At 70.1% G+C, this 22,437-nt stretch carries 22 protein-coding genes; 15 read left to right on the top strand and 7 right to left on the bottom strand.

The genetic code is table 11. The annotated features are described in order from the left end of the window. Genes AS857_RS06970 through AS857_RS06945 form a run of 6 tightly spaced genes read left to right on the top strand, consistent with a single transcriptional unit; the run spans position 1 to position 7,833 of the window. Positions 1-1,074, top strand: coding sequence for a MupA/Atu3671 family FMN-dependent luciferase-like monooxygenase (locus AS857_RS06970; protein ID WP_058042272.1), 1,074 nt, complete (start codon positions 1-3; stop codon positions 1,072-1,074). After that, positions 1,071-4,250: a non-ribosomal peptide synthetase gene (locus tag AS857_RS06965; RefSeq protein WP_058042271.1), complete on the top strand. Its 3,180-nt coding sequence runs from the start codon at positions 1,071-1,073 to the stop codon at positions 4,248-4,250. Before AS857_RS06970 ends, AS857_RS06965 begins: the two co-directional genes overlap by 4 nt. Beyond that, positions 4,247-5,041 carry a thioesterase II family protein gene (locus AS857_RS06960; RefSeq protein ID WP_058042270.1) on the top strand — a complete coding sequence of 265 codons (795 nt, stop codon included), beginning with the start codon at positions 4,247-4,249 and terminating at the stop codon, positions 5,039-5,041. The genes AS857_RS06965 and AS857_RS06960 overlap by 4 nt, the downstream gene beginning before the upstream one ends. After that, complete coding sequence (locus AS857_RS06955; RefSeq protein ID WP_058042269.1) at positions 5,038-6,006, top strand: 3-oxoacyl-ACP synthase III family protein; 969 nt, start codon at positions 5,038-5,040, stop codon at positions 6,004-6,006. The genes AS857_RS06960 and AS857_RS06955 overlap by 4 nt, the downstream gene beginning before the upstream one ends. Continuing rightward, complete coding sequence (locus AS857_RS06950) at positions 6,003-7,277, top strand: ATP-grasp domain-containing protein (RefSeq protein ID WP_058042268.1); 1,275 nt, start codon at positions 6,003-6,005, stop codon at positions 7,275-7,277. Before AS857_RS06955 ends, AS857_RS06950 begins: the two co-directional genes overlap by 4 nt. Positions 7,278-7,311: 34 nt before the next feature. After that, positions 7,312-7,833, top strand: coding sequence for a flavin reductase family protein (locus AS857_RS06945; protein ID WP_245699651.1), 522 nt, complete (start codon positions 7,312-7,314; stop codon positions 7,831-7,833). A 154-nt stretch (positions 7,834-7,987) separates the two neighbouring features. Here the strand turns inward: AS857_RS06945 and AS857_RS06940 are convergent, their stop codons facing one another. From AS857_RS06940 to AS857_RS06925, 5 genes are all read right to left on the bottom strand, one after another. Further along, positions 7,988-9,121: a tyrosine-type recombinase/integrase gene (locus AS857_RS06940; RefSeq protein ID WP_245699649.1), complete on the bottom strand. Its 1,134-nt coding sequence runs from the start codon at positions 9,119-9,121 to the stop codon at positions 7,988-7,990. A 63-nt stretch (positions 9,122-9,184) separates the two neighbouring features. After that, complete coding sequence (locus tag AS857_RS37335; RefSeq protein WP_079110137.1) at positions 9,185-9,394, bottom strand: helix-turn-helix domain-containing protein; 210 nt, start codon at positions 9,392-9,394, stop codon at positions 9,185-9,187. 438 nt (positions 9,395-9,832) lie between these two features. Then, entirely contained in the window at positions 9,833-10,123 is a 291-nt protein-coding gene (locus AS857_RS06935) for a hypothetical protein (RefSeq protein ID WP_063804195.1), read from the bottom strand. A 419-nt stretch (positions 10,124-10,542) separates the two neighbouring features. Beyond that, entirely contained in the window at positions 10,543-11,106 is a 564-nt protein-coding gene (locus AS857_RS06930; protein WP_058042267.1) for a GNAT family N-acetyltransferase, read from the bottom strand. Between the two features lie 18 nt (positions 11,107-11,124). Continuing rightward, entirely contained in the window at positions 11,125-12,417 is a 1,293-nt protein-coding gene (locus AS857_RS06925) for an NsdA family TPR-like regulatory protein (RefSeq protein WP_144440751.1), read from the bottom strand. Positions 12,418-12,653: 236 nt separating this feature from the next. On the opposite strand from AS857_RS06925, the gene AS857_RS06920 reads away from it, so the two are divergent. After that, complete coding sequence (locus AS857_RS06920; RefSeq protein ID WP_216823953.1) at positions 12,654-12,860, top strand: hypothetical protein; 207 nt, start codon at positions 12,654-12,656, stop codon at positions 12,858-12,860. A gap of 20 nt (positions 12,861-12,880) precedes the next feature. On the opposite strand, the gene AS857_RS40600 is transcribed toward AS857_RS06920, so the two are convergent. After that, entirely contained in the window at positions 12,881-14,041 is a 1,161-nt protein-coding gene (locus AS857_RS40600) for a helix-turn-helix domain-containing protein (RefSeq protein WP_063804194.1), read from the bottom strand. A gap of 24 nt (positions 14,042-14,065) precedes the next feature. After that, a complete protein-coding gene (locus AS857_RS06910) occupies positions 14,066-14,485 on the bottom strand; it encodes an NUDIX hydrolase (RefSeq protein ID WP_058042264.1) in 420 nt (139 codons plus the stop codon). Between the two features lie 174 nt (positions 14,486-14,659). On the opposite strand from AS857_RS06910, the gene AS857_RS06905 reads away from it, so the two are divergent. The 8 genes from AS857_RS06905 (at position 14,660) to AS857_RS06875 (ending at position 22,434) form a co-directional block, all read left to right on the top strand. Continuing rightward, positions 14,660-15,454, top strand: coding sequence for a TauD/TfdA family dioxygenase (locus AS857_RS06905; RefSeq protein WP_058042263.1), 795 nt, complete (start codon positions 14,660-14,662; stop codon positions 15,452-15,454). Beyond that, on the top strand, positions 15,451-15,861 hold the full coding sequence (locus AS857_RS06900) for a DUF6415 family natural product biosynthesis protein (protein WP_058042262.1): 411 nt from the start codon (positions 15,451-15,453) through the stop codon (positions 15,859-15,861). Before AS857_RS06905 ends, AS857_RS06900 begins: the two co-directional genes overlap by 4 nt. Beyond that, entirely contained in the window at positions 15,858-16,052 is a 195-nt protein-coding gene (locus AS857_RS39480) for a hypothetical protein (RefSeq protein ID WP_144440750.1), read from the top strand. The genes AS857_RS06900 and AS857_RS39480 overlap by 4 nt, the downstream gene beginning before the upstream one ends. A gap of 88 nt (positions 16,053-16,140) precedes the next feature. Beyond that, positions 16,141-16,851 (top strand): HAD family hydrolase, encoded by a 711-nt coding sequence (locus AS857_RS06895; protein WP_058042261.1) that lies wholly within the window; start codon positions 16,141-16,143, stop codon positions 16,849-16,851. Continuing rightward, the gene (locus AS857_RS06890) at positions 16,848-18,641 is read left to right on the top strand and encodes a hypothetical protein (protein ID WP_058042260.1); all 1,794 of its coding nucleotides are present in this window, start codon (positions 16,848-16,850) and stop codon (positions 18,639-18,641) included. Before AS857_RS06895 ends, AS857_RS06890 begins: the two co-directional genes overlap by 4 nt. A 62-nt stretch (positions 18,642-18,703) precedes the next feature. Then, on the top strand, positions 18,704-19,654 hold the full coding sequence (locus AS857_RS06885) for a thymidylate synthase (RefSeq protein WP_058042259.1): 951 nt from the start codon (positions 18,704-18,706) through the stop codon (positions 19,652-19,654). A gap of 6 nt (positions 19,655-19,660) precedes the next feature. Next, the gene (locus AS857_RS06880) at positions 19,661-21,379 is read left to right on the top strand and encodes a carbamoyltransferase family protein (RefSeq protein ID WP_058042258.1); all 1,719 of its coding nucleotides are present in this window, start codon (positions 19,661-19,663) and stop codon (positions 21,377-21,379) included. After that, positions 21,376-22,434, top strand: coding sequence for a glycosyltransferase family protein (locus tag AS857_RS06875; RefSeq protein WP_173864731.1), 1,059 nt, complete (start codon positions 21,376-21,378; stop codon positions 22,432-22,434). Before AS857_RS06880 ends, AS857_RS06875 begins: the two co-directional genes overlap by 4 nt. Positions 22,435-22,437: the final 3 nt, after the last annotated feature.

Raw genomic sequence — 22,437 nt, 5'->3', positions numbered from 1 at the left:
ATGGACTTCAGCCTCTTCTACTTCGCCAACGACAGCGCGGGCGAGGACGGCGGCAACCGCTACGAGCTCCTCCTGGAGGGCGCCAGGTTCGCCGACCGCAACGGCTTCACCGCGGTGTGGACGCCGGAGCGGCACTTCCACGCCTTCGGCGGCACCTACCCCAACCCCTCGGTGACCGGCGCGGCCCTCGCGGCGATCACCGAGCGCGTCAAGATCCGCGCGGGCAGCGTGGTGGCCCCGCTGCACCACCCGCTGCGCATCGCGGAGGAGTGGTCGGTCGTCGACAACATCTCCGGTGGCCGCGCCGGCATCTCGGTCGCGTCCGGCTGGCACGCCACGGACTTCTGCCTCAACCCGGGGGCGTACGAGAACCGGAGGGCAGGCCTCTTCGACCAGGCGGCACAGGTCCGGAAGCTGTGGCGCGGCGAGCCGATGACCGTCACGGGCGGCACCGGCGACGAGGCCGACGTACGGATCTTCCCGCCGCCGGTGCAGCCCGAGCTGCCGGTGTGGATCACCAGCGGCGGCGACGCCCGCACCGTGCAGGAGGCCGGCAAGGGCGGGTACGGCCTGCTCACCCACCTGCTCGGCCAGGACCTCGACCAGCTCGCCGAGAAGATCGCCCTGTACCGCAAGGCCGTCGCCGAGCGCCCCGGCGCGGACGGCTGGCCCGGCCACGTGGCCCTCATGGTGCACACCTTCCTCGCCGAGGACGACGACGCGGCGCGCGAGCTGGTGCGCGCACCCATGTCGGCGTACCTGCGCAGCTCGCTCGGGCTCATCCTCGGCGGCTCGAAGCTGGAGAACGCGCGCAAGATCGACCCGTCCAAACTGCGCGAGAAGGACATCGACTTCCTCGTGGAGCGCGCCTTCGAGCGCTACTACGACGACGGCGGCCTGCTCGGCGGCGTCGACAAGTGCCGCGCGGTGGTGGAGCGGCTGCGGGACATCGGCGTCGACGAGATCGCCTGCCTCATCGACTTCGGCCTGCCCACCGCCGACGTCCTCGGCGGCCTCGGCCACCTGGACCGGCTGCGCCGGCTCAGCAGCGACGACACGGAGGGACCGCGATGACCACCGCGCACGACGGCGGGGAGCACGCGGTGCGCCCCCTCCACGAGACCTTCGCCGCCGCCGCGGCCGCCTGGCCCGGGCGCATCGCCGTCAGCGACGGCGAACGCCGGCTGACCTACGCCGAGCTCGACCGCGCGGCCAACCGGCTCGCCCACCGGCTCGTGGCGCTCGGCGCGGGCCCGGAGCAGCTGGTCGCCCTCTCGTGCGCGCGCACCGTCGACCTGGTGGTCGGGGTGCTCGGCATCCTCAAGGCAGGCGCCGGCTACCTGCCGCTCGACCCGCGCTACCCGCTGGAGCGGCTGCGCTCCACCGTGGCCGACGCGGGCTGCCGCCTCGCGGTCGGCGACGAGGTGCCCGAGCTGGGCCTGACCGTCGTCGCCCCGGCGCAGGACGACCTCGCGGGGGAGCCGGACACCGCACCCGCCGTCGGTCTGCGGCCCGAGCACGTCGCGTACGTGATCTACACCTCCGGCTCCACCGGCAGGCCGAAGGGCGTCGTCGTCAGCCACGCCAACGCGGCCCGCCTGTTCACCGCCACCGAGGCGGAGTTCGGCTTCGGACCGGACGACGTGTGGACGATGTTCCACTCCATCGCCTTCGACTTCTCCGTGTGGGAGCTGTGGGGCGCCCTGCTGTACGGCGGCCGGGTCGTCGTGGTGCCGTACGAGCTGAGCCGCGACCCCGAGGCGTTCGTGCAGTTGCTCGTGGCCGAGCGCGTCACCGTGCTCAGCCAGACGCCCTCCGCGTTCCGGCAGCTGGCCACGGCCGCCGAGGCGCTCGGCTTCCCCGGGACGGCGCTGCGCACGGTGGTCTTCGGCGGCGAGAAGCTGGAGCCGGCCACGCTCAGGCGCTGGGTGGAGCAGTACGGCGACGACCGGCCCCGGTTGATCAACATGTACGGCATCACCGAGACGACCGTGCACGTCACCCTGCGCCGCATCACCCGCGCCGACCTCGACGACCGGCGCAGCCCCATCGGCACCCCGCTGGCCGACCTCACCCTGTACGTGCTCGACGAGGAGCTGCGGCCCGTCGCCCCGGGCGTGCAGGGCGAGCTGTACGTGGGCGGGGCCGGCGTCGCGCGGGGCTACCTGAACCGTCCCGAGCTGACCCGGGAGCGCTTCCTGCCCGACCCGTTCACACCCGGCGGCCGGCTCTACCGCACCGGCGACCTGGCCGAGCCGGGCGCCGACGGCGAGGTGTACTACCACGGGCGGGCCGACGGCCAGGTCCAGCTGCGCGGCTTCCGCATCGAGCTGGGCGAGATCGAGGCGACCGTGCTCGGCCACCCCGACGTCCGCGAGGCCGTCACCGTGGTCCGCGAGGACGAGCCCGGGCAGCAGCGCCTCGTGTGCTACTGGGTCGGGCGCGGCGGCGCCGGGCAGGAGGACGGGCTCCCCGCCGCTCTGCGGGAGTTCACCGCCGGGCGGCTCCCCGCCCACATGGTGCCGTCCGCCTTCGTCCCGATGACCGCGCTGCCGATGACCCCCAACGGCAAGCTGGACCGGGACGCACTGCCCCGCCCCGAGGCGCGGGTCACGCCCCCCGCGGGCCCGCTCCGGGCTCCCGCGGACAGCGTCGAGGCACAGCTCGCGACGATCTGGGCCGAGGCGCTCGGGGTGCCCGCGGTGGGCACCGACGACAACTTCTTCGCCATCGGCGGCGACTCCATGCGCGCCATCCCGATGGTGGTGCGGGCCAAGGAGGCGGGCCTGCCGGTCACGGTGGTGGCGCTCTTCGCGCACCCGACCGTGAGCGCACTGGCCGCGTACTGCCGCGCCCAGGAAGCGACCGCCGCGCAGGCCGAGGAGAGCGGAAGCGCCGGGGAGGCCGGAGGTACCGCTCCCGAAGCCGCCGAGGACCGTTTCCTCGCCGGTGCCCCGGACGGCGTGGAGGCCGCCTACCCGGCCTCCACGCTCCAGCAGGGCATCATCTTCCACTCCAAGATGAGTGGCGATCCGACGCTCTACCACGACCTCGAGAGCGTGCGCGTGCACGGACCGCTCGACCTCGGAGCGCTGCGGCGCGCGCTGGACGCCCTCGCGGGCCGGCACGAGATCCTGCGCACGTCCTTCGACCTCGGCAGCCACCGGCAAGTCGTCCAGTACGTGCACGCCGCGGCGGAGATCCCGCTGACCGTGGTCACGCCCGCCGCGGGACTCGACCCGGACACCGCACTGCGCCGCTGGTGGCAGGAGCAGTGGCAGGAACGCTTCGACTTCACCCGGGCGCCGCTCCTGCGCTGCCACGTGCTCCGGCACGGGGACGAGGACTTCCACCTGGCGGTCTCCACGCACCACAGCATCCTGGACGGCTGGAGCTTCGCGCTCCTGATGACCGAGCTGCTCACCGGATACGACCGGGAAATGATGGGCCTCACCGCGTACGCCGACGACGCGCGCCCCCTCCCCTACCGGGAGTTCGTCGCGCTGGAGGCCCGCGAGGCCGGGTCGGACACGGCCCGGGAGTACTGGACACGGCTGCTCGACGGGGCCACCGCCACCCGGCTGCCCGCCCCGTCCGGGGCACCTGCCGCGGGCGGGGCATCCGCCGTCGGCGGCCGCGCGCCCGAGCGGGACGTCACCGTGGTCCTTCCGCCCGAGCTGGTGGCTCGGATCGGCGAGCGGGCCGCTGCGCTCGGCGCCCCGGTCAAGAGCGTCTTCCTCGCCGCCCACCTGCTTGCCCTCGGCCGGGTCGCCGCAACCGACGACGTCGTCACCGGTGTGGTGTCGGGCGGCAGACCCGAAGCCGCCTCGGCGGAGGCGACCCTCGGCCTGTTCCTCAACAGCGTGCCGCTGCGCGTGGACCTGGCGGGCAAGGACCCCGCCGGCCTGGTCGGGGCGGCCTTCGCCGCGGAGCAGGAGATGCTGCCGCACCGCCGCTACCCGCTGTCCCGGATCACCCGGGACGTCAAGGCCACGCCGTTCGAGGTCCTGTTCAACTTCACCAGCTTCGGCGTGGTGGACGCCCTGGACGATCTCTTGCTCCTCAAGACGGCGGACTGGTGGCTGAGCGACCGCAACAGCTTCCCCGTCTCCGTGGAGATCGGCCGTCACACCGGCAGCGACCAGTGGAGGCTCGACATCACGACCGACCCCGCGAAGGTGGCCGCCGGGGCCGCGCAGGAGCTGGCCGCCGCCCTGGAGGCCGCTCTGTGGGAGCTCGTCTCCCCGTGACCGGCCGATGGATCCGCACCCTGGGCACGGCGGCCGCGGACGCGCCGCGGCTGCTGTGCCTGCCCCACGCCGGCGGGTCCGCCGGCTTCTTCCGGCCGCTGGCCGGGGAACTGGCGGCCCGGGGCGCGGCGGAGGTGCTCGCCGTGCAGTACCCGGGCCGTCAGGACCGGCTCGCGGAGCCCGCGTTCACGTCCCTGCACGACTGCGCCGACGCCCTGCACGCCGCGCTCGGCCGGGAGGTGCCCGACGCCGCCGGCCGGCCACTGGTGCTCTTCGGGCACAGCATGGGCGCCGTACTCGCCTTCGAGCTGGCACTGCGCCTGGAGGCCTCGGGCGGGCCGGGCCCCGCGGCCGTGGTCGTCTCGGGGCGGCGCGCCCCCTCCGTGCACCGCGAGGAGACGCCGCCCGGCGACGACGAGCTCCTCGACGACATCCGGGCCATGCACGGCACCGACGCACGCGTCCTGGAGAGCGCGGAGCTGCTCCGCCTGGTCCTGCCGGCCCTGCGGGCCGACGTCCGGGCCGCGCTGACCCACCGCCCGGACCCCCGGGCCGTCGTGGCCGCTCCGGTCGCCGCCTTCACCGGGGCCTCCGACCCCACGACGACGGTGGCGGACGCGACGGCCTGGCGCGCCCACACCGAAGGCCCGTTCACCCTGCGGGTGTTCGCGGGCCATCACTTCTACCTCGGCGACCGGGTCACCGGCCCGGCCGCGGCACTCGAAGAAATCCTGGAGGACACCGTGCGCAACCGCACGAACACGGCCGCGCCCGAGGCGGTGCGGCCATGAGCGGAATCGTCGATCTCGATGTGCGATTCCCCCGCGGCCGCGCCACGGTGGAGCAGATGCAGCTCGCTTCCGGGCTGCCGGCCGAGGAGATCCGCAAGATCACCCTGAGCGAGGAGATCCCGGTCCTCGGTCCGGACGAGACCGCCTGGGAGATCACCCGGGACGCGGCGGCCGCGGTCCTGGACCGGACCGGCGTGGACCGTGCCGGGATCCGGCACGTCCTGTACGCGGGTTCGGGCGTCTGGGACCGGCCCGCCTGGTCCCCCGCCGCGAAGATCGCGCACGAGCTGGGCATCGACCGGGCGCACTGCTTCGAGGTGGGCAACTTCTGCAACGCGGGCATGACGGCGCTGCAGATCGCCTGCGAGAAGTCCCGGTCGCACGGCGGGTACGTGCTCGTCCTGCTCGGCGACCGGCTGAGCCGTCTCGTCGACTACCGCGACGCGGACACCCTGCCCCTGTTCAACGCGGGCGACGCCGGCGGCGCCGTCCTCGTCGGACCCGAAGGCTACGCGTACCGCCACTTGCACGCGGCCATGCGCACCGACGCGAGCTGGGCCGACTTCTGGGGCGGCGAACAGGGCCCGGACGGGCCTTACTTCCGGTACCAGGGCGGACGCACGGGCTTGTCGACGGCCTACATGGAGAACTTCGAGGCCCTCGCGCAGCAGACCCTCGACGCGATCGACCGCAAGCGCGGCGACATCGCCTACCTGCTCACCAACCAGGGCGACCGCAACATCCAGTCGCGCCTGCTCACCGCGCTCGGCCTGACCGAGGAGCAGAGCGTCTTCACGTACGGGCGGATCGGCCACATGGCGAGCAGCGACACCGTGATCTGTCTGAAGGAGCTGGCTGCGCGTGAGCAACTGCAGCACGGCGATCTGATTCTGGTGGCGTCCAGCGGCATGGGCTTCAGCTTCGGCGTCACCGCGCTCGAATACTGCGCGGAGGGTGCCCGATGAGCACGGACCGGACCATCGCGGTCGTCTACGACAAGGGCGCGGTCGCGCCCGCCCAGTTCGCGGCGGGCCTGTCCGGCCTCGGCGAGCTGCTGTTCCTGCTGCCCGACTCGGCGCACAACGAGGAGATGCGGCCCCTGCTCGAACAGGTCGGGCGCACCCTCCGGCTGACCGGCGACCCGGAGACGGACATCGCCGCCGTCCGGGCCGAGAACCCGGCAGCGGTGCTCACCTTCGCCGAGTCCCAGCTGGCCACCACCTCGGCCCTGACCTCGGCGCTCGGCCTGCCCGGCCACTCCCCCGAGACGATGCTGATGCTCATCGACAAGGCCCGCCAGCGGGCCCGCCTCGCGGAGACCGGGGTGGACCGGGTCCGCAGCATCGCGCTGACCTCGGCCGACGAGTGGCCGCGGGTGGCCGCCGAGGTGGGCCTGCCCGCCATCGTCAAGCCGCTGCGCGGCGAGGGCAGCCGGGGCGTCTTCGTGGTCGCGGACCCGGAGGAAGTGGAGCACCTGGTCGCCGAGGTGTTCGTGACCGCGGACGCGACCGGCACCACCGTGGTCGCCGAGGAACTGCTGCAGGGCCGGACCGACCTGGACTTCGGCGACTACGTCTCGGTGGAGAGCCTGTGCGGGCCGCAGGGCATCACGCACCTGGCGGTCACGGGCAAGCTCCCGCTCGCGCCGCCGTTCCGCGAGACCGGCTACTTCTGGCCGCCGGCCCTGCCGGACGGGCTGGAGGACGAGATCCGGACCCTGACGGGGAACGCGCTGCGCGCCCTCGGGGTCACCAACGGCCTCACCCACACCGAGGTCAAACTGACCCCCGACGGGCCGCGGATCATCGAGGTCAACGGCCGTATCGGCGGCCACATGCACCAGCTCGGCCAGGAATCGTCCGGCGTCGACCTGGCCCGGGTGGCCGCGCTCCTCGCCCTCGGTGAGCAGGTGCGGCTCCCCCCGCTCCGCCCGGACCGGGTGCACTTCGTGTTCATCGGCCTCGCGCCGGTGGAACCGGCCCGGCTCGTCGCCGTCCACGGCGAGGACGACGTGCGCGCCCTGGACGGCATCGCGGGCTACCGCGGCTTCACGCGCATCGGCGAGGAACTGCCCGGCGGCGTCAACACCCAGATCCTGTACCTGGTGTGGGGCAGCGGCGCGGACCACGCGGAGATGGCGGCGCTGTACGACAAGACGCTGTCCGCCCTCTCCTACGACTTCGCGTTCGCCGACGGGACGACGCGCAGGGTCACCCCGGCCGAGCTGCTGCGGTGAGTTCTCACATGACGTTCCGCTGGGAGGAGACCCCGTGACCACGCCGACGCAGACGGCCCGGGCACCGATCGGTGCGGCCGAGTTCCGCGACGCCATGGCGCACCTGGCGGCGCCGCTGACCATCATCACGACCACGGACGGGACGGGGCGCCGCTGGGGGTTCACCGCCAGCGCGGTCACCTCCGTGTCCATGGAACCGCCGCTGCTGCTCGTCGGGATCGCCCGCACGTCCAGCTGCCACCCGGCCCTGACGTCCGCCCCCGAGTTCGTGGTGAACCTCCTGGGCGCCGAACACGCCGCCACGGCGAGAACGTTCGCCCGCAGCGGCGTCGACCGCTTCGCGGCAGGCGGCTTCGAACCGTGGCCGGGCTCGGACCTCCCGCTCCTCACGAACGCCCACGCGGCCTTCCTGTGCCGCCGGGCGGACGTCCTCCCCGCCGGCGACCACGATCTGCTCCTCGGCGAACTCCTGGAAACCCGCTCGGGCCCCGGCGACGAGCCCCTGCTGTGGCACCAGCGCGAATTCCGCACGCCTGCGGGGCGGCCGGCCCAGTAACCCGCAGGACCGCGCCGGCCGGGCCCGGGAGCCCTGGGCCCGGTCAGGCGTCCTTGGCCACCGGCTTCAGGATGGCCACGCACTCCACGTGGTGCGTCATCGGGAAGATGTCGAAGCAACATCTTCCCGAAGAAATCGCAGGTCAGAGGCCGTTTTAGGTCGCCAGAGCGAGATCATCAGGACCCTGGAGCGTCAATTGAGCGTCAAGGCGCTGCCACGCTCCGAGTACCGCCTGATGAGCGTCAGGCTGGAGGTGCGCGTACCGCTGCGTGGTCTGGTAGCTCTCGTGACCGAGCAGGTGCTGCACCTCGTACAGCGACACCCCATTCTGCACTAGCCAGGACGCAGTGGTGTGGCGGGTGGCGTGCGGCGGGTACTCCGGCACGAGTACGTGCATGTTGGTCGTCGGGTCCAGGTAGGTCGCGGCACGAACGGCCGGCCACCAGGTCTGCCGACGCCAGTTCCCGTCATCGAGGAGTCTCCCGGACCGCCCCTTGGTGACCGTGGTGAACACCACGCCGTCCCGGTCCCGGCCGTGCATGTGGTGCTCGAGTGCTTCCAGAACATGCGGCGGGATGGGCACCTCCCGTCGGCTCCTCGAGCTCTTGGGGTACTCCTTGATTCCCGACTTCGTGTTGACCTCGACGACGAAGAGACGCGAGCGCTGCCAGTCGATCCGGTGTCCGTGGAGCCCAGACAGCTCACCCCAGCGCAACCCGGTGTAGAAACCGAGCAAGACCATGGTCCGCCAGGGATCGGCGAGCTGGTCGAGGATGGCCTGCGCCTGGTCGAGGGTGAACCACTGCGGGGGTTTCTCCGCGATGGTCGGCAGATCGATACGCCGGCACGGCGATACGGCGATCAAGTCCTCGTCAACGGCGGCACGCATGATCGACTTCGTGAGGTTGTACGCACGGTGAATCGCCGAGACGCCCTTGTCGTCCTTCACCAGCTTGCTGATCCATGCCTGCATGTCCATGCGGGCTATGGCCTGTATCTCCCAGTCCGCCCAGTGCGGCATGACGTGGGTCTTGATGCTCGAGGCATCTCCCCGACGAGTGTGAGGTTCGACGACTCGAGCCTCCCACCACCGGTCGTGCCAGTCCCTGAACTTGATCTCGCCAGCGCGCGGGTCACGCAAGACACCGCGAGCAAATTTCATCTCGAGGTCGGCTGCCCAAGCCTTGGCCTGCGTCTTAAGAGGAAAGGATTCTGCGAACCGGTCGCCACCCGGATTCCGGACGGTGGCCTGCCACTTTCCAGACTTCAGCTTGCGAAGGTACGCCATGATCTCTTTCAGGAGGGCAATTCAGGAAAACTTGAGATTGAAAATGCGCGAACAGCCTGCAGCTCAAGCAGCGCGACGCTTGGGCAGGCCGACCGTGCGGCGCTTAATGAGCGCTTCGACATCGGCGCTCGGGATCCGCACCCGCGAGCGTTCGACACCGGTCCGAAGGTCGACAATGGACAGTTCACCGGAAGCGACAAACCGGTAGACCGTGCGACGGCTCACGTCAAGAAGCCCAGCCACGGTCGGCACGGACAGAAGTCGGTCACTCATGCTTCGTACTCCTCATAGCGCTGCAAATTTGCCGCCGCTGCGGGAGTGACTCGAGATCGGGTTCGCGGAACTCATAGACGTTCCACGAGCCGTTACGCAGCCGGCACTCTCAAACTGGGCAGCTCTACGCCCGCGCCGAAGCCACCGCCAAGTAGTCAGCGCGAACAACACTCAGTTTGTTGAGGAGGACCGGTTTGGTTAACCGGAGGTTTGCCGCTATAAGCAGGAGCCCGCAAGCGTGGCCCCCGACGGCTGGCCTTGCCTGCGTCAGCAGCAGGCCGTTAAATGAGGCAACAAAAGACCGTGAGTTCGCTCTGTGGATTGTGGTAAATGGCCACAGAGGCCACCACTGGCATCAGGCTCGGGTTGGGGCTGAGCAGCGATCAGAGCGGTGAGGAACCGAGCGATGGCCTCGGCGGGGGTACCCGAGCCGAAGCTTTACTCCCGCCCTCGGCTTCCGCGCGGCGCGCTCACGCTCACGCGCCACACGACGTCGTTGTGGAAGGCGTCCGGCGTCTCCGGAAGGAAACCGACGTACGCCCTACCGTCCGGACTTCCACAGTGGACGTTGGCGAGATCGTCGGAGACGATCGACCAGCCCTGCCCCCGCAGAAGGTCGATGACCGGTTCCGCGCAGCCATCCCCCGTCAGCCATTCCCGCTCCCCGGCGTGGGGTGCAGTGGAGAGCGTGGCGGGCGAGCCGACGTGGGGCGTGGTGGCGGTGATCATCACGGTGAATCCCTTCCCTGACCTGCGGTTTTCCGGACACCCGTACGTTGACATGGGTGGCGAGCAGGTCTCCAGCCCGTTCGCACCGATCGCCGTCTGCCGTAGGCGAACTGGGGTAATGGGGCATGTACGGCGGATCATTCGGACGTAAGAAGCACGCGGACGACGAGGCCAAAGACGGCATTACGAAGGAAGGTAGAAGCCGACGGCAGACTGCGGTCGTCATCACCCGTGCGGTAGTCGCACCGGACGCGCGGAGTTCTCCGACGATGTACCAGTCGGGGTGACAGGGATCTACGGTCCAGCAAGGCGGGCCATGTGGTGTCCGTCAGCAGGGACGGCGTGCGTACAGGGCACAGCCCGACCGCCGCCGGGTACCGCGCGGCGGACGATCAGCAAGGGCACCTCCTGGGCAGGGTTCAGGAAGGCACGACGTCAGGGCGAAGGATCATGGCGTCGTAGACGGGAGACTCGGGAGCGTGTTTGATGCGGCCGATGACCTCGTACCCCCACCGGGGGTAGGCACTGCGGGCGGGCTCGTTGTCGATGATGCAGGTCAGGGTTGTCCAGGGTTCCGCGCGGCCGCTGATCATTTCGTTGTGGAGAGCTCGGCCGATGCCGTTGTTGGTGTGTTGTGGGAGGACCATCAGCTCGCGTAGCCAGAACATGTCGCCAGCCTGTGCGGCGTCCTTCGCGTCCGCGGGAAGCGTGTCGGTAAGGGAGGCCCACCAAGGCCGGTCGGTGGTGAGCGTGACGCCATGGACGTAGCCGACGAGGGTGCCGTCGTCGAGGTGCGCGGTGACGACTTCGAAGCCCTTCATGTCGAATGCGGCAGTGAGTCGCTCGACGAAAGTGGCGACGGAGAAGAAGGGGTCGCCGATGTACGGAGGCACGTCGTAGACCTTTGCGTAAACGTCGGTCAGTTCGTCGATGATCTTTCGAGCGGCGTCGGGGGTGTGCCGGGCGAACGTGAGGTGGGGCATGCGGAGGCGGCTCCTTGGTCAGGCGATGTGGGCGTTCAACAGCTCAATGGTTTCGCGGGCTTGTGCGCTGGACGCGTGCGGGGTGAGGCTGTCGCGGACGGCCGCGAGCTGATGGCGGTTGCGGGTGGAGGACTGGCCGCCCTCGATCAGGCGCAGGGACTCCTTGGCGGCTTCTGCTGTGCGGTCGAGATCGTGGTCGTGGACGGCTGCCTGCGCGAGGCGGGCCAAGCACATGCCCCGGTTACGGGAGTGTTCGATGTCCTGTAGGCCAGCAGAGCGCTCCAGGAGCCGTACGGCACGCCGGTTCTGCTTCAGGTCGGATCGGCACATGCCTTCCAGGCACACGAGTTCCGCTTCGTTGAGGAACCCGGTCCACTCAGGGTCACGGTCCGTGGAGCCCTGGTCGAAGGACCGCCACGCCCGCTTGATGGTGTGAGAGGCGTTGATCTCGTCTCCCAACCGCGCGTATCCCTGGGCCGCACGAATGGCCAATAGCGCGGTCACACGAGGCGGGGCATCCCATTTTGCGGCGTACTGTTCGGCGGTGCGGGCGAAGCGCACCGCCTCACGGGGCTTGTCGAGATCAACGGACTGGCGGGCCATGTTCGACAGTGTTCGCGTGGCCAGCGCGTGGTCTTCGGAGATCATCGCTGTGTTCAGCGCTTCGGAGAAGTAGACGCGGGCTTCGGTCTGCTGTCCGGCGTCGTAGCAGAACCAGCCCAGGCTGGTGGTGAGCTGGCCAGTGATGGTGTGGAGTTCCTGGCCGATGGCGTCGCTGTAGGTGCCGTGATTGATCACGTGGTGCATCCAGCTCAGGTGCATGGTGGCAGTTCGCCACAGCCGGTCACCGCCGAAACGCTGGTCGATGGCATCAAGGTCGGCAGCGGCAGCCTGGAGCAGGACGACCTCGTCGTGGCCCACGCGCACCTCGGCAGGGCGGGAGGGCGAGGAGCTGAGCCAGGGCAGGCCGATGACGGCGGCTCCGGCAGTCAGAGCGTTGCGTCGTTTCATAGGTGGGATCATGGCGGTCCCCTCGTCGGGGCTGTCAAACATCTGCTCGGCATCGATCACGAACCCCAGGTGCTCGGGGCCACGCCCGAACGCCGCTCGCAGAGCAGTTGCCTGGTCCGGCCTCGGCCACCCGGGATTGACCGACTCCCACCGCCGGTAGGTACGCACGCTGATCACGTACCGAGGCTCTCGCAAAGCCTGCTGCCCAGCTTCACTGATGCCCTCGGCTGCTGCTTCCTGGGAGAACCAGCCTTTCGCCACTCGGGCGGCGAACAGTTCCTTATTTGCCGGCGTCCTCATCCGACTACTCCCTGATCTCAGCTCGGACTCACCGTAGGCGGTAACCGCCGCGGACGGTATGCGGTGGCGGGAATCACGCTGATCTTCGGTGTTCGAGGCCAGTGAATGGCCGCTCAATGGCCGCTCGGTTTCCTCGTACGGCCATCGGTCCAGCAGTGAAGTGGACACACGGCGGGCCGCCGCCCCTGACGGGCCCGCGCTCTCGCACATCCCCCCGAGAACGGGAGAACGCTCCCATGCCCTGCTCCCCCGGCACTTCCATGTCCGGACCCGCCCTGCCCATCGTGCGGAATCGCGAGACCGCCCCCGAATCCCCCACTGGTGCCCGCTACCGGCAGGCGCACGGTGACGTGACCAGCTGGGGCGCCCACGACTACGACGTCTACTGGGAACTCGCCCGCGCGGTGCCCTTCCCCGACAGCGGCCCGGAGGAGACGCGATGAGCGGGGCCGCAGCCCCTGTCCTACGCGGCCATCTCCTGTCGCATCCGGCCCAGCGCCTCGTCGGCCGCGGCCCGGGTGTCCGGCAGCCGCTGGCCGGCGGCGCGGATGATGCGCTGCAACTGGTGCGGCAGCCGCTGCACCACCGCTTCGCCCACCGCCGCGTCCAGGGTCTCGGCGGCCCCGGTGCTGTCGCCGCCGAGCAGCAGGACCTGGGCAACGGTGACCAGCTCGATCACCCGCCACTGCGGCGCGACCGTGGTCGTCAGCGTCGGTCGATCCTCGACCAGCCTTATGGCCGCTGGTGCACGGCCCGTCGCCAGGAGGCCGCGCAGGCGGATCTCGTGGAGCGAGTAGGGGTTGAACAACGAGGTGTGCACGGCACGGTCGAGAAGACCGTCGGTCTCGTGCATCACCGCGTCGAACAGCGTGCGGTCGCCAAGAGCGCCGGCGGCGCGGGCCAGGAGCGGCAGGACGGCGACACGGCCGTCGGTCGTGGACGCGATGGCGGCGGCATGGCGGAGGCGTTCGACGGCGGCGCCGCGGAGTCCGGCCTTGCGCAGTTCGTTGCCGTGCATGCGCAGGATGCCGGAGAGCAAGGCCGGGTCGTTGCCGAGGTGGCGGGCCGCTTCCAGGCTGCGGGCGGTCCAGCGGGCCGCGGTGGCCAGGCGCTCTTCGGGGAGCACATTACCGAGGGCGACGCCGAGTCCGACGCGGGCGTGGGCCAGCAGGCGGACGACATCGCGTTCGCTGTGTCCGTCTTCGACGCGGGCTTCGAGGCGGGCGACAAGCGGCCACAGTTCGGCGACGGCTTCGGAGGCATGGCCGGTCTGGCGGGCGATCTCGGCGAGCCGGACGGTGGACGCGCCGAACTGGAGCATGGCCCGGTGGTCGGTGTCGGCGACGTCGGTCACGCCGAGGACGTGCGGCGGGAGGCCGAGGTGTTCCGCGACGCGGCGTCGGGAGCCGACGTCGTCCAGCGAGCGTTTGCCCAGTTCCAGGGCGGAGACGTACGTCTTGTCGTAGCCCAGGATCTCGCCGAGTTCGGTCTGGTTGAGCCGGTGCACGGCCCGGTGGAACCTCAGGATCGTCCCCAGGTCGCGCGTGGCGAGGACGGCCTCGGCCTGCGGGGTCGCCCAGTGCCACACCACATGGCGGGCGGCCGGCCGTGGCGCCGGAAGCATCACGTCATGCCTCCCGGCAGCCCGTCAGCTCTGCCGCTGCCCGTACCAGGTGGCAATCGCCCGCTTGTAGCCGTCCGGCATGTTCAGCCCTGGCACCTCGTCGGCCGTGAAGAGGCCGATCTCCTTGTGCTCGTGGCTGATGACCGGCGTCCGGTCCGGGGTGAGCACGGTGCAGCCGTAGGTCACGATCAGGACCCGCCGGCCAGGGATCGGCTCGTAGATCCACACGCCACCGTCGATGATCGGCCCGGCCTTCACCTCCCAGCCGGTCTCCTCCAGCAGCTCCCGCTCGACCGTCGTCTCCGGACTGTCGTCTGCCTGCTCGAGGCGGCCGCCGGGCAGTTCCCACTCCTGCCTCTCGTTCTTCAGCAGCAGTACGCGCTGGTGGATGTCGAGGGCGACGGCTTTGACGGAGACGGGCCAGGTCGGGGGCGTGTAGGTCATCGCTGCTGTCCTTCGCGGGGCATCGCGGGTCCTTGGGGCGTGCGGAACATAGCACGACCTCATCAACCTGCCGCTTCTGTAAGCGAATTGTCCGAGTCGACAATCCGTCGCTGTACCCCGCCAGTCTCTGCCTCCGACTCTGTTCGCATTCCCTTCGATGAGAGGAGCACGCCGATGCGCGAGGCCAAGCTGTTCTCGGCCCACTTCGTCGACATCCAGTCGCCGCGGGTCGAAGAGGTGGTCCGGGAACGGTTACGCGACTCCGGGATGATCACCCTCGGCGGTTTCTCCTCCCGCACCGCCGTCCGCGACTTCGCTTCCAGGATCATGGACATCGCCCCGCACCGGGACAGCGACCCCGACGGACTCACCACCATCCGCGACACCCGCCGCCACACGCACCTTGCCGGATACGGGGGTTTCGGCAACGGCGAGCTGGCCCCGCACACCGAACGCTCCGGAGTTCCCGAGCCGCCCCGTCTCATGCTGCTGGTCTGTGGCACCCCCGCCTACGTCGGCGGAGAGTGCCTGCTGACCGACGGCCGCGCGGTGTACACCGACATCGCGGCACGCCGCCGCGACGCGATCGTGGCACTGAGCAAACCGCGCACCGCATTCTTCGGCGGCGGCGACGGACACCCGACTCAAGTGCTCACCGAACACCCCGACGGCCGGGTGTCCGTACGGCTTCGGCTCGACGGCCTCGCCCGCTTTAGCCCCATCGTGCAGAGCTACCTGCCCGACCTCCGAAGCGCGCTCACCACCTACCAGATCCGCCTGCCGCTGGCCGCCAGCCAGGGCTACCTGCTCGACAACGAACGCTGGTTCCACGCCCGCGCCACCTTCACCGGCCCCCGCCTGTGCTGGCGCGTCCTCGGCGATCCCCACGTCCCCCTCCTCAAAGGCTTCTCCCCCGCCTCTCCGTTCACGACTACGCCGACCACGGCCTGCCCGGTGACCGTGCTATGAGGTCCCTCAAGATCGTCGGCCGCCGCCTGCGCGCCACCTGCCGGGGAGTCCCTCAGGTCAGACCGGACGAGTACCCCATCGACATCGACGGCATCATGGGCACGGTCCGCGCCACCCTCGACAGGCTGCCGCCGGCCGCCAACGTCGATCACTTGCTGCTGCGCCTACGTGGCCACATCCAGCTGCTCCTGCCCGAGGTCGAGACCAAGGACTGGGCGCAGTACGGCCAGGGCGACCAGATCCGTCACGTGGCCGCTTCCATGCGGGACAGGCTGAACAACGAGCCGAAATCCGGGCCCACGGTCGTGCGCTGTGTGTACGCCCAGGAACTGGCCTGCATCTGTCGCGACCTCCTCGCACTCGCCAACGAAGAAGCCGAGCAGCTCCACTTGGCGGCCGTGTCATGAGGGGCCACGCGCGAACTCGACGCCGCCTCGTCTGGTACGACCCGGTCGGCACCATGTGCAAGTGGACGTACGGGGCCGGTGTCGTCGCCACAGTCTGGCTGCTCGCACAGCTCGTCCAGCTTGAGCACCACCACAACGCCATACCGAGCCCACCGCCGGTCAGCGTGCCCGATCTGCCTCCCGAGGAGTGATCACCAAGGGCTGCTCCCACGGGCATTCGGAACTCGGCACGCCCTTCGGCCCACTGCGTTCCCACCTCCGCTTTCGAGGGAGAAAAGCATGACCTCAACGCCTTGCTCCGCGATACAGAGCTCCCACACCCATCCGGCACACTGCGGCGCACAGCGCTCGCTGCTCCTTGACCTCGACGGGGTCCTGCTCGACACACGGCCGGTGATGCAGGAGGCATGGCACGCGGTCCAGCAGCACCACGGCATCGACTTGCCGTTCGAGCAGTACGAACAGCACTTGGGCCGCCCGTTCAACGACATCATGAGGCGTCTGGCCGTGACCGATGTCGAGGCGGTGCATCAGACGTACTCGGAGGCATCGAAGGCCTTCGCCCATCTGGCCCGGCCGTTCGAGGGGGTGGAGGAAGTACTCCACACCCTCGTCGCCCGCGGATGGCTGCTCAGTGTCGTCACGTCCAAGCCACTGGATCGTGCGGCCCCTCTGCTGGCGCAGCTCGGGTGCCCGTTCGGCTCGGTTCGCGCAGCCGGCGGTCCTGGCCGCGGCAAGCCGGCCCCCGACCCCCTGCTGCTCGCGCTCGTCGATCTCTGTGCTGATCCGGCGCAAGCCACTTTCGTGGGCGATATGGCGGTTGACCATGAAGCCGCGCAGCGGGCTGGAGTTGCCTACGTCCACGCGGCCTGGGGCTACGGCTCCCCCGGTACCCCGGTACCTCCAACGGCGCATGCTCCGCACGATCTCCTGCAGATCCTCGGTGAGGGCCGACACTCGGGCCCCTTCCTCGAAGGAAGCCTGCTGTGAACCCGGTGGACGCGGGTCCGCTCGCCCTCGCCCGAGTGTGGGCGGACGCTGCGTACCGGTGGGCGCTCGTCCCAGAAGACGCCCTGCGGGACCAGCCGACGGCGGAGTGGATCGCCACGACGGCTCTCGACGTTCCGACGACCGACCGGGAGGAGTTGGACTCCCACATCCAGGCCGTGATGTCCGAGCTGGAGGCGCACAGCGCACAGCGGGCTCTGACGCCCGGCGGGGCCTCATGGCTGCACGTGCAGCACGTCCCCGTGCGCCGCCTCGTCGGTCAACTCGTTCGTAAGCTGCTTGCCCTGAGCGCGTGGGAGCCGTTCGCACGGAACCCCGGCTGCATCATCCCCGCCGCGGGCGAAGCACTGATCGGCGCGCGTGAGACGAGCTCCCGTGAGTACCGCCTCTACACCGTCACCTGGTCCGGTGTCGCCTACCTCCTGGGCGCTCCGGTTGCCGGCGATCCGATGCGGTCCGCTCAGCTCCGACAGCTCACGGCCTCGCCCGTGGACGCTTCGACCGCGCCCAGCCCGTCACCTTCGACGCTTCCGCAGTCCGAGGTCGTAGCGCTGTCGTGGTCGTCCCGCCACGCCGAGACCCTCCTGCCGGTTCTTGAGGAACTGGCTCGAGACGGCCACCGTGGCGTCCTGGTCGATCTGGCCACGGACGCCGCGGACCGATGCCCGGAGCCGACGACCTCGTCCACCCGCCTGTGCCCAGCGCTGCCCAGTCTCCTCTCCCCCACCGGTACGATCCCCGGTCCCGCCACCACCGACGAAGGCCCTGGCGGCTACGGCAAGACGATCCGTGTCCGCGAGCTGGCCGTGTGGCTGGACCGGCTGGAGCGCCTTGCTGCCTCCGTCGTCGAGACGAGCGGCGGCAGCACTCAGCCATCGTGGCGCGCGGTGCTCCGCACCGAGACCTGGCTGGACGGCGTGTTCACCTCCACCCGACCGCACACCGTCCTGCTCTGCAACGACACCAGCCCGCTGGGAGCGCTCGCGGTTCATGCGGCCGAACGGCACGGCATCACCACGTTCTACGTTCAGCACGGAGCTTGGACCCCGCAATCGGTGGCGTGGCCGACCCTGCACAGCCGTCACATCGTCGTCATGGGCGAACGGGACGTCACGCCCGCGAGGGCCTGGGCACGGCACCCGGACGCCGAGATCCACGTCCTGGGGCAACCACGGTTCGATGCCCTCGGCGGCCTCGATCAAGAGCAGCAGCGTTGCTACCTCGACGAACTTCTGGCGGCCCGCGTGGACCGCTGCCCGGAGAAGATCGCGGTATGGGCCTGTCAGCCTTTCGGCCCCGACCTTCTCCGCGCCCAGGGAAGCCTCGTCCTGGAGGGCCTGCGGAAGGCCGAGGGGGATTGGGGCCTGATCATCGCACCCCACCCTGCGCAGACCGCTGGCTCCTTCGGCCTCTTCCTCGAAAGGGCAAGCAGGCTGCCGGTGGCGGCTGCCGATCCAGGAGTCGGTGCCCACGGGTGCCTGGCCGGCGCCGACGCGGTCCTGAGCGCCTACTCCACCTGCGGCATCGAGGCTGTGCTGCTGAACATCCCCGTTCTCGAACTTGCTCATCCCGGCGGGCGGACGTTGGGCCTCGCCGACCATGGCCTCGCCCAGCGCTGCAGCTCGGCGGACGACATCGCCAACGCACTGAGCACACCGCCCCAATCGCAGGGTTCGCGCAGGGCCACCGATGCGGTGTGCCACTGGCACGGCACCAGCGCCCGCGACATCGCCCGCCTCGTCGTCGACCGGTCTCGGACCGGCCCGGCGTAGCCCCGTTCACCACCGTGCCGGGGCGTTGGTCCCGGCGAATCGCAAGGTGAGGAGACGCAACCATGACGCATCTGACCGCCGACAGCATCGCCGAACTCTTCGTTGGAGCCGTGACATTGGCCAAGAACGGCGACAAAGTCAGCCCTCGTGGCATGGCCACCCGCGAGGTCCTCAACGTCACCATGCGGCTGACCCAGCCCAGGGCGCGGCTGCTGTGCGCTCCGCCGGCCCGGATCATCAACCCGGCCTTCGCCGTGGCCGAGACGGTCTGGTACCTGTCCGGCACCGATGCCCCGTGGATCCACGAATTCAACGGACGGCTGCGCCACTACGCCGACGACGGCGTTCTCCAGGGCGCGTACGGGCCCCGGATGCGCAACTGGGCCGGGAGGATCGACCAGCTCCACAGGGTCGTCGAGATCCTCAAGGACGACCCCGACTCCCGCCGGGCCCTGATCCAGCTCTACGACCCGGCACGGGATGCCGCCGGCCACAAGGACGTCCCGTGCACCCTCGGCTTCCGCTTCCACCTGCGCGCCGGCCGCCTGCACATGACAACGAGCATGCGCGGCCAGGACGTGTGGACCGGCATGCCATACGACCTGTTCTTCTACACCACGCTGCACGAACTGGTCGCCGGATGGCTGGACGCCGAACTCGGGGAGTACCACCACCAGGTCGGCTCCCTGCACATCTACGAACATGACATCGAGCAAGCCGCCGGCCTGACCGACGTCAACGCGAGCCAGGTCATGCCCACCCTCGCCACCCCATGGGAGGGCTTCGACAAACTGCTCAGCCACGTCGAAGCCGGAGACGAGACCGGACATCCCACCTGGGACGCCATAGCCACAACGATGCGCAGCTACCGCCTGTGGAAGCACGGGGCACGCCAGGAGGCGCAGCACATCGCCACGACCGTCGACGGACCGCTCGGCGAGGCGCTGATCCACTGGTACGACGAGCTGAACCGCCGCGCCAGCGTCTCCGTCCCGCCCGTAGCGGAAGGGTAAGCCGCGATGGATCAGGTACCCGGCGTCATCCTCGGCCTGTGCTCCTTCACACACGACTCGGCCGCAGCCCTCCTGGTGAACGGCGAGCTGGTCGGCTTCGTCGAAGAGGAACGCCTCTCCGGGCAGAAGCACACGCGGGAATACCCCCAACACGCCATCGTCTGGCTCCTCGGCCGGGCCGGCCTCGCGCCGACCGACGTGGACGCCGTCGCGTACAACTTCCGGCCCGCCCGCTACTTGGCCGAGGTCCCCGCCACGGCGCGGCTGCTGCTGTCGAGTGCAACCCGTTCGCGGGCCCTGCCGCGCGCCACCGGGTTCGCCAAGGTCGCCGTACGCACCCAGCGCCGCCTCCAATACCTGCGGAGGGAGTTCCCCCGCGCGCGGGTCGTCCCCGTGCTGCATCACCGCGCCCACCAGCTGATCGCCTTCGCGGCCTCGGGATGGACCGAGGCGGCTGTCCTCGTCGTGGACAGCCTCGGGGAACGGCAGACCACCACCGTCGCACACGGCCACCACGCCGAACGCCCGTGCGTCCGCTCCCTGGAGGAGATCCGAGACCCAGCCTCTCTCGGCTACGTGTACGGGGCCGTCACCGAACATCTCGGCTGGCGACGCGGCAACGAGGAGGGCACCGTGATGGCGCTCGCGGCTCTCGGCGACGCCGCCCGGTTCCGACCCGTTTTCGCCCGCGCGCTCCGCACCACCGCCACCGGCTTCGTCGTGGACCCGGCCTACTTTCCCCCACGCGTCCTCCACTCCGGCTACCCCCGGATCTCGCCCCTCTTCATCACCGACACCTGCCCACCGCGAAACCCAGGAGAGCAGCGTCAGCAGGTCCACCAGGACCTCGCCGCAGCGCTCCAGGAACGCACCGAGCAGGTCATGCTCCACCTGGCCCGCCGTGCTCACCGGGTCACCGGGTCGCGGAGGCTGTGCGTGGGCGGAGGCGTGGCCACGAACTGCGTCGGCATCGGGCGGATCGTCGAGGAAGGGATCTTCGATGAGGTCTTCGTCCCGCCCGCGCCGGGCGACGCCGGCACGGCGATCGGCGCCGCGATCGCCGTGCACGCGGACACCGGCAGCCGGCAGCCTCTCGAAGGGGTCGCTCGCGCCTGCTACCTCGGGCCGTCCTACCCACAGCCCCGTCCGGTCCTCACCCGGTGGCCGGGCCTGAAGCAGAAGCCCCTAGGCGCAGAGGCCGCGGAATTCCTCGCCGACCAGCTGGCCCACGGGATGATCGTCGGTCTGTTCCAGGGACGCGTCGAGGCCGGCCCCCGTGCCTTGGGAAACCGGTCAATCCTTGCCTCACCTCTGGAGAACGGCGTCGTGGAACGGCTCAACGCCACGGTGAAGTTCCGGGAGCCGTTCCGCCCGTTCGCCCCTATCACCCTCGCCGAGAGGGCCGGGGAGTTCTTCACCCTCGGCCAGGACGCCCCGTACATGTCGATGGCCTCCCAGGTCACTGCCAAGGCCCGCGAGCAGATCCCCGCCGTCGTCCACGCCAATGGAACGTCCCGGCTCCAGACCGTCACCGCGCAGCAGAACCTCTTCATGCACGACGTTCTCCAGGCGTTCGGGCGCCGCACCGGCGTCCCCGTACTGATCAACACGTCGCTCAACGTCAAGGGCAAGCCCATCTGCGGGACTCCGGAGATGGCACTCGACTGCCTCGCGACTTCCGGGCTGGACGCGCTGCTCCTGGAAGGCCGGTGGATCACCAAATGAAGATCGGATACAGCTTCTGGGGCTTCCTCGGCAACGGCATCACCGACACCCCCGACGGAGGCCGCAGCCACCGCCGTCCCCTGATCGATGCCCTCCTCACGCGCGGCCACCACATCGTCTTCCTGCAGGCCGACCGCGACCGGCTCGAAGCTGGCGACGCCGTCGGCAGCCGTTACACCTTCGACGCCGGGTTCCCCGACATCGACGTCCTGTTCCTCGAGTGGCGCTGGCCCATCGAAGGGCGCAACACGACCATCTGCGGAACCTCGGGTCACACCTGTGATCTGCACCGCCAGTCCGAGCTGCTGCTGCACTACACCACGCACCGTCGCGTGCCCACGGTGATCTGGGACAAGGACCGCCAGCTGCGACCGGACAGCATCTGGCGACGCTGCTCCACGGTCGCGGTGTGCGAGGCCGCCCTGGAGCCCACCCCCGGCGCCCACACGCTCCTGTTCCCCCTCGACGAGGAGTTGCTCGCCCAGGCCGATCCGAACACCCTGGCGATGAAGCCCCGCGAGGTGCCGCTGGCCTACGTGGGCAACCAGTACGACCGCAACGAAGCCTTCGACCGCTTCTTCGCCCCGGCCGCCTCCTGCTTCGAGCACCGGGTCGGCGGCAAGTGGACCCAGACCGGTCGCTGGCCGCACGTCACCTTTCTCGGACGGATCCCTTTCACAGAAGTCGCCAACCTGTACGGTGACGCACTGACCACCGTCCTGCTGCTGCCCGAGCGGTACGCCGCGGCGGGCCAGATGACGCAGCGGATCTTCGAGGCCGTGCTGGCAGGCTGCCTGCCGCTGGCCCCGTCCGGCATCCGGCACGTCGAGCGGTTCGTACCCGACGAGCTGGTGGTCCGGTCGGGCGGCCACGTGGTCCGCAAGATCACTGACCTGAAGAAGATCACCGGCACCCGCCGACACGCGGAACTGATCTCCGCCTGCCTCGCCCGCCTTGAGCTCTTCGGTCTGAGCCGCCAGATGGACGCGCTGGAAGCCGTCCTCGACTCGGTCGCCAGCACCCCGGCGGGTGCCTGCAGAGGAGCGGCCCGATGAATC

Source organism: Streptomyces roseifaciens (assembly GCF_001445655.1).
GTDB classification, from domain to species: domain Bacteria; phylum Actinomycetota; class Actinomycetes; order Streptomycetales; family Streptomycetaceae; genus Streptomyces; species Streptomyces aureoversilis.
This window is presented reverse-complemented; position numbering and strand designations above follow the sequence as displayed.

Bases quoted from the DNA above. Each gene is read 5' to 3' on its own strand.
- AS857_RS06880 (WP_058042258.1), top strand. From the start codon at position 19,661: ATGGATCAGGTACCCGGCGTCATCCTCGGCCTGTGCTCCTTCACACAC.
- AS857_RS06885 (WP_058042259.1), top strand. From the start codon at position 18,704: ATGACGCATCTGACCGCCGACAGCATCGCCGAACTCTTCGTTGGAGCC.
- AS857_RS06910 (WP_058042264.1), bottom strand. From the start codon at position 14,485: ATGACCTACACGCCCCCGACCTGGCCCGTCTCCGTCAAAGCCGTCGCC.
- AS857_RS37335 (WP_079110137.1), bottom strand. From the start codon at position 9,394: ATGAGTGACCGACTTCTGTCCGTGCCGACCGTGGCTGGGCTTCTTGAC.
- AS857_RS06900 (WP_058042262.1), top strand. From the start codon at position 15,451: ATGAGGTCCCTCAAGATCGTCGGCCGCCGCCTGCGCGCCACCTGCCGG.
- AS857_RS06895 (WP_058042261.1), top strand. From the start codon at position 16,141: ATGACCTCAACGCCTTGCTCCGCGATACAGAGCTCCCACACCCATCCG.
- AS857_RS06950 (WP_058042268.1), top strand. From the start codon at position 6,003: ATGAGCACGGACCGGACCATCGCGGTCGTCTACGACAAGGGCGCGGTC.
- AS857_RS06935 (WP_063804195.1), bottom strand. From the start codon at position 10,123: ATGATCACCGCCACCACGCCCCACGTCGGCTCGCCCGCCACGCTCTCC.
- AS857_RS39480 (WP_144440750.1), top strand. From the start codon at position 15,858: ATGAGGGGCCACGCGCGAACTCGACGCCGCCTCGTCTGGTACGACCCG.
- AS857_RS06940 (WP_245699649.1), bottom strand. From the start codon at position 9,121: ATGGCGTACCTTCGCAAGCTGAAGTCTGGAAAGTGGCAGGCCACCGTC.
- AS857_RS06930 (WP_058042267.1), bottom strand. From the start codon at position 11,106: ATGCCCCACCTCACGTTCGCCCGGCACACCCCCGACGCCGCTCGAAAG.
- AS857_RS40600 (WP_063804194.1), bottom strand. From the start codon at position 14,041: ATGCTTCCGGCGCCACGGCCGGCCGCCCGCCATGTGGTGTGGCACTGG.
- AS857_RS06920 (WP_216823953.1), top strand. From the start codon at position 12,654: ATGCCCTGCTCCCCCGGCACTTCCATGTCCGGACCCGCCCTGCCCATC.
- AS857_RS06925 (WP_144440751.1), bottom strand. From the start codon at position 12,417: ATGAGGACGCCGGCAAATAAGGAACTGTTCGCCGCCCGAGTGGCGAAA.
- AS857_RS06965 (WP_058042271.1), top strand. From the start codon at position 1,071: ATGACCACCGCGCACGACGGCGGGGAGCACGCGGTGCGCCCCCTCCAC.
- AS857_RS06955 (WP_058042269.1), top strand. From the start codon at position 5,038: ATGAGCGGAATCGTCGATCTCGATGTGCGATTCCCCCGCGGCCGCGCC.
- AS857_RS06875 (WP_173864731.1), top strand. From the start codon at position 21,376: ATGAAGATCGGATACAGCTTCTGGGGCTTCCTCGGCAACGGCATCACC.
- AS857_RS06970 (WP_058042272.1), top strand. From the start codon at position 1: ATGGACTTCAGCCTCTTCTACTTCGCCAACGACAGCGCGGGCGAGGAC.
- AS857_RS06905 (WP_058042263.1), top strand. From the start codon at position 14,660: ATGCGCGAGGCCAAGCTGTTCTCGGCCCACTTCGTCGACATCCAGTCG.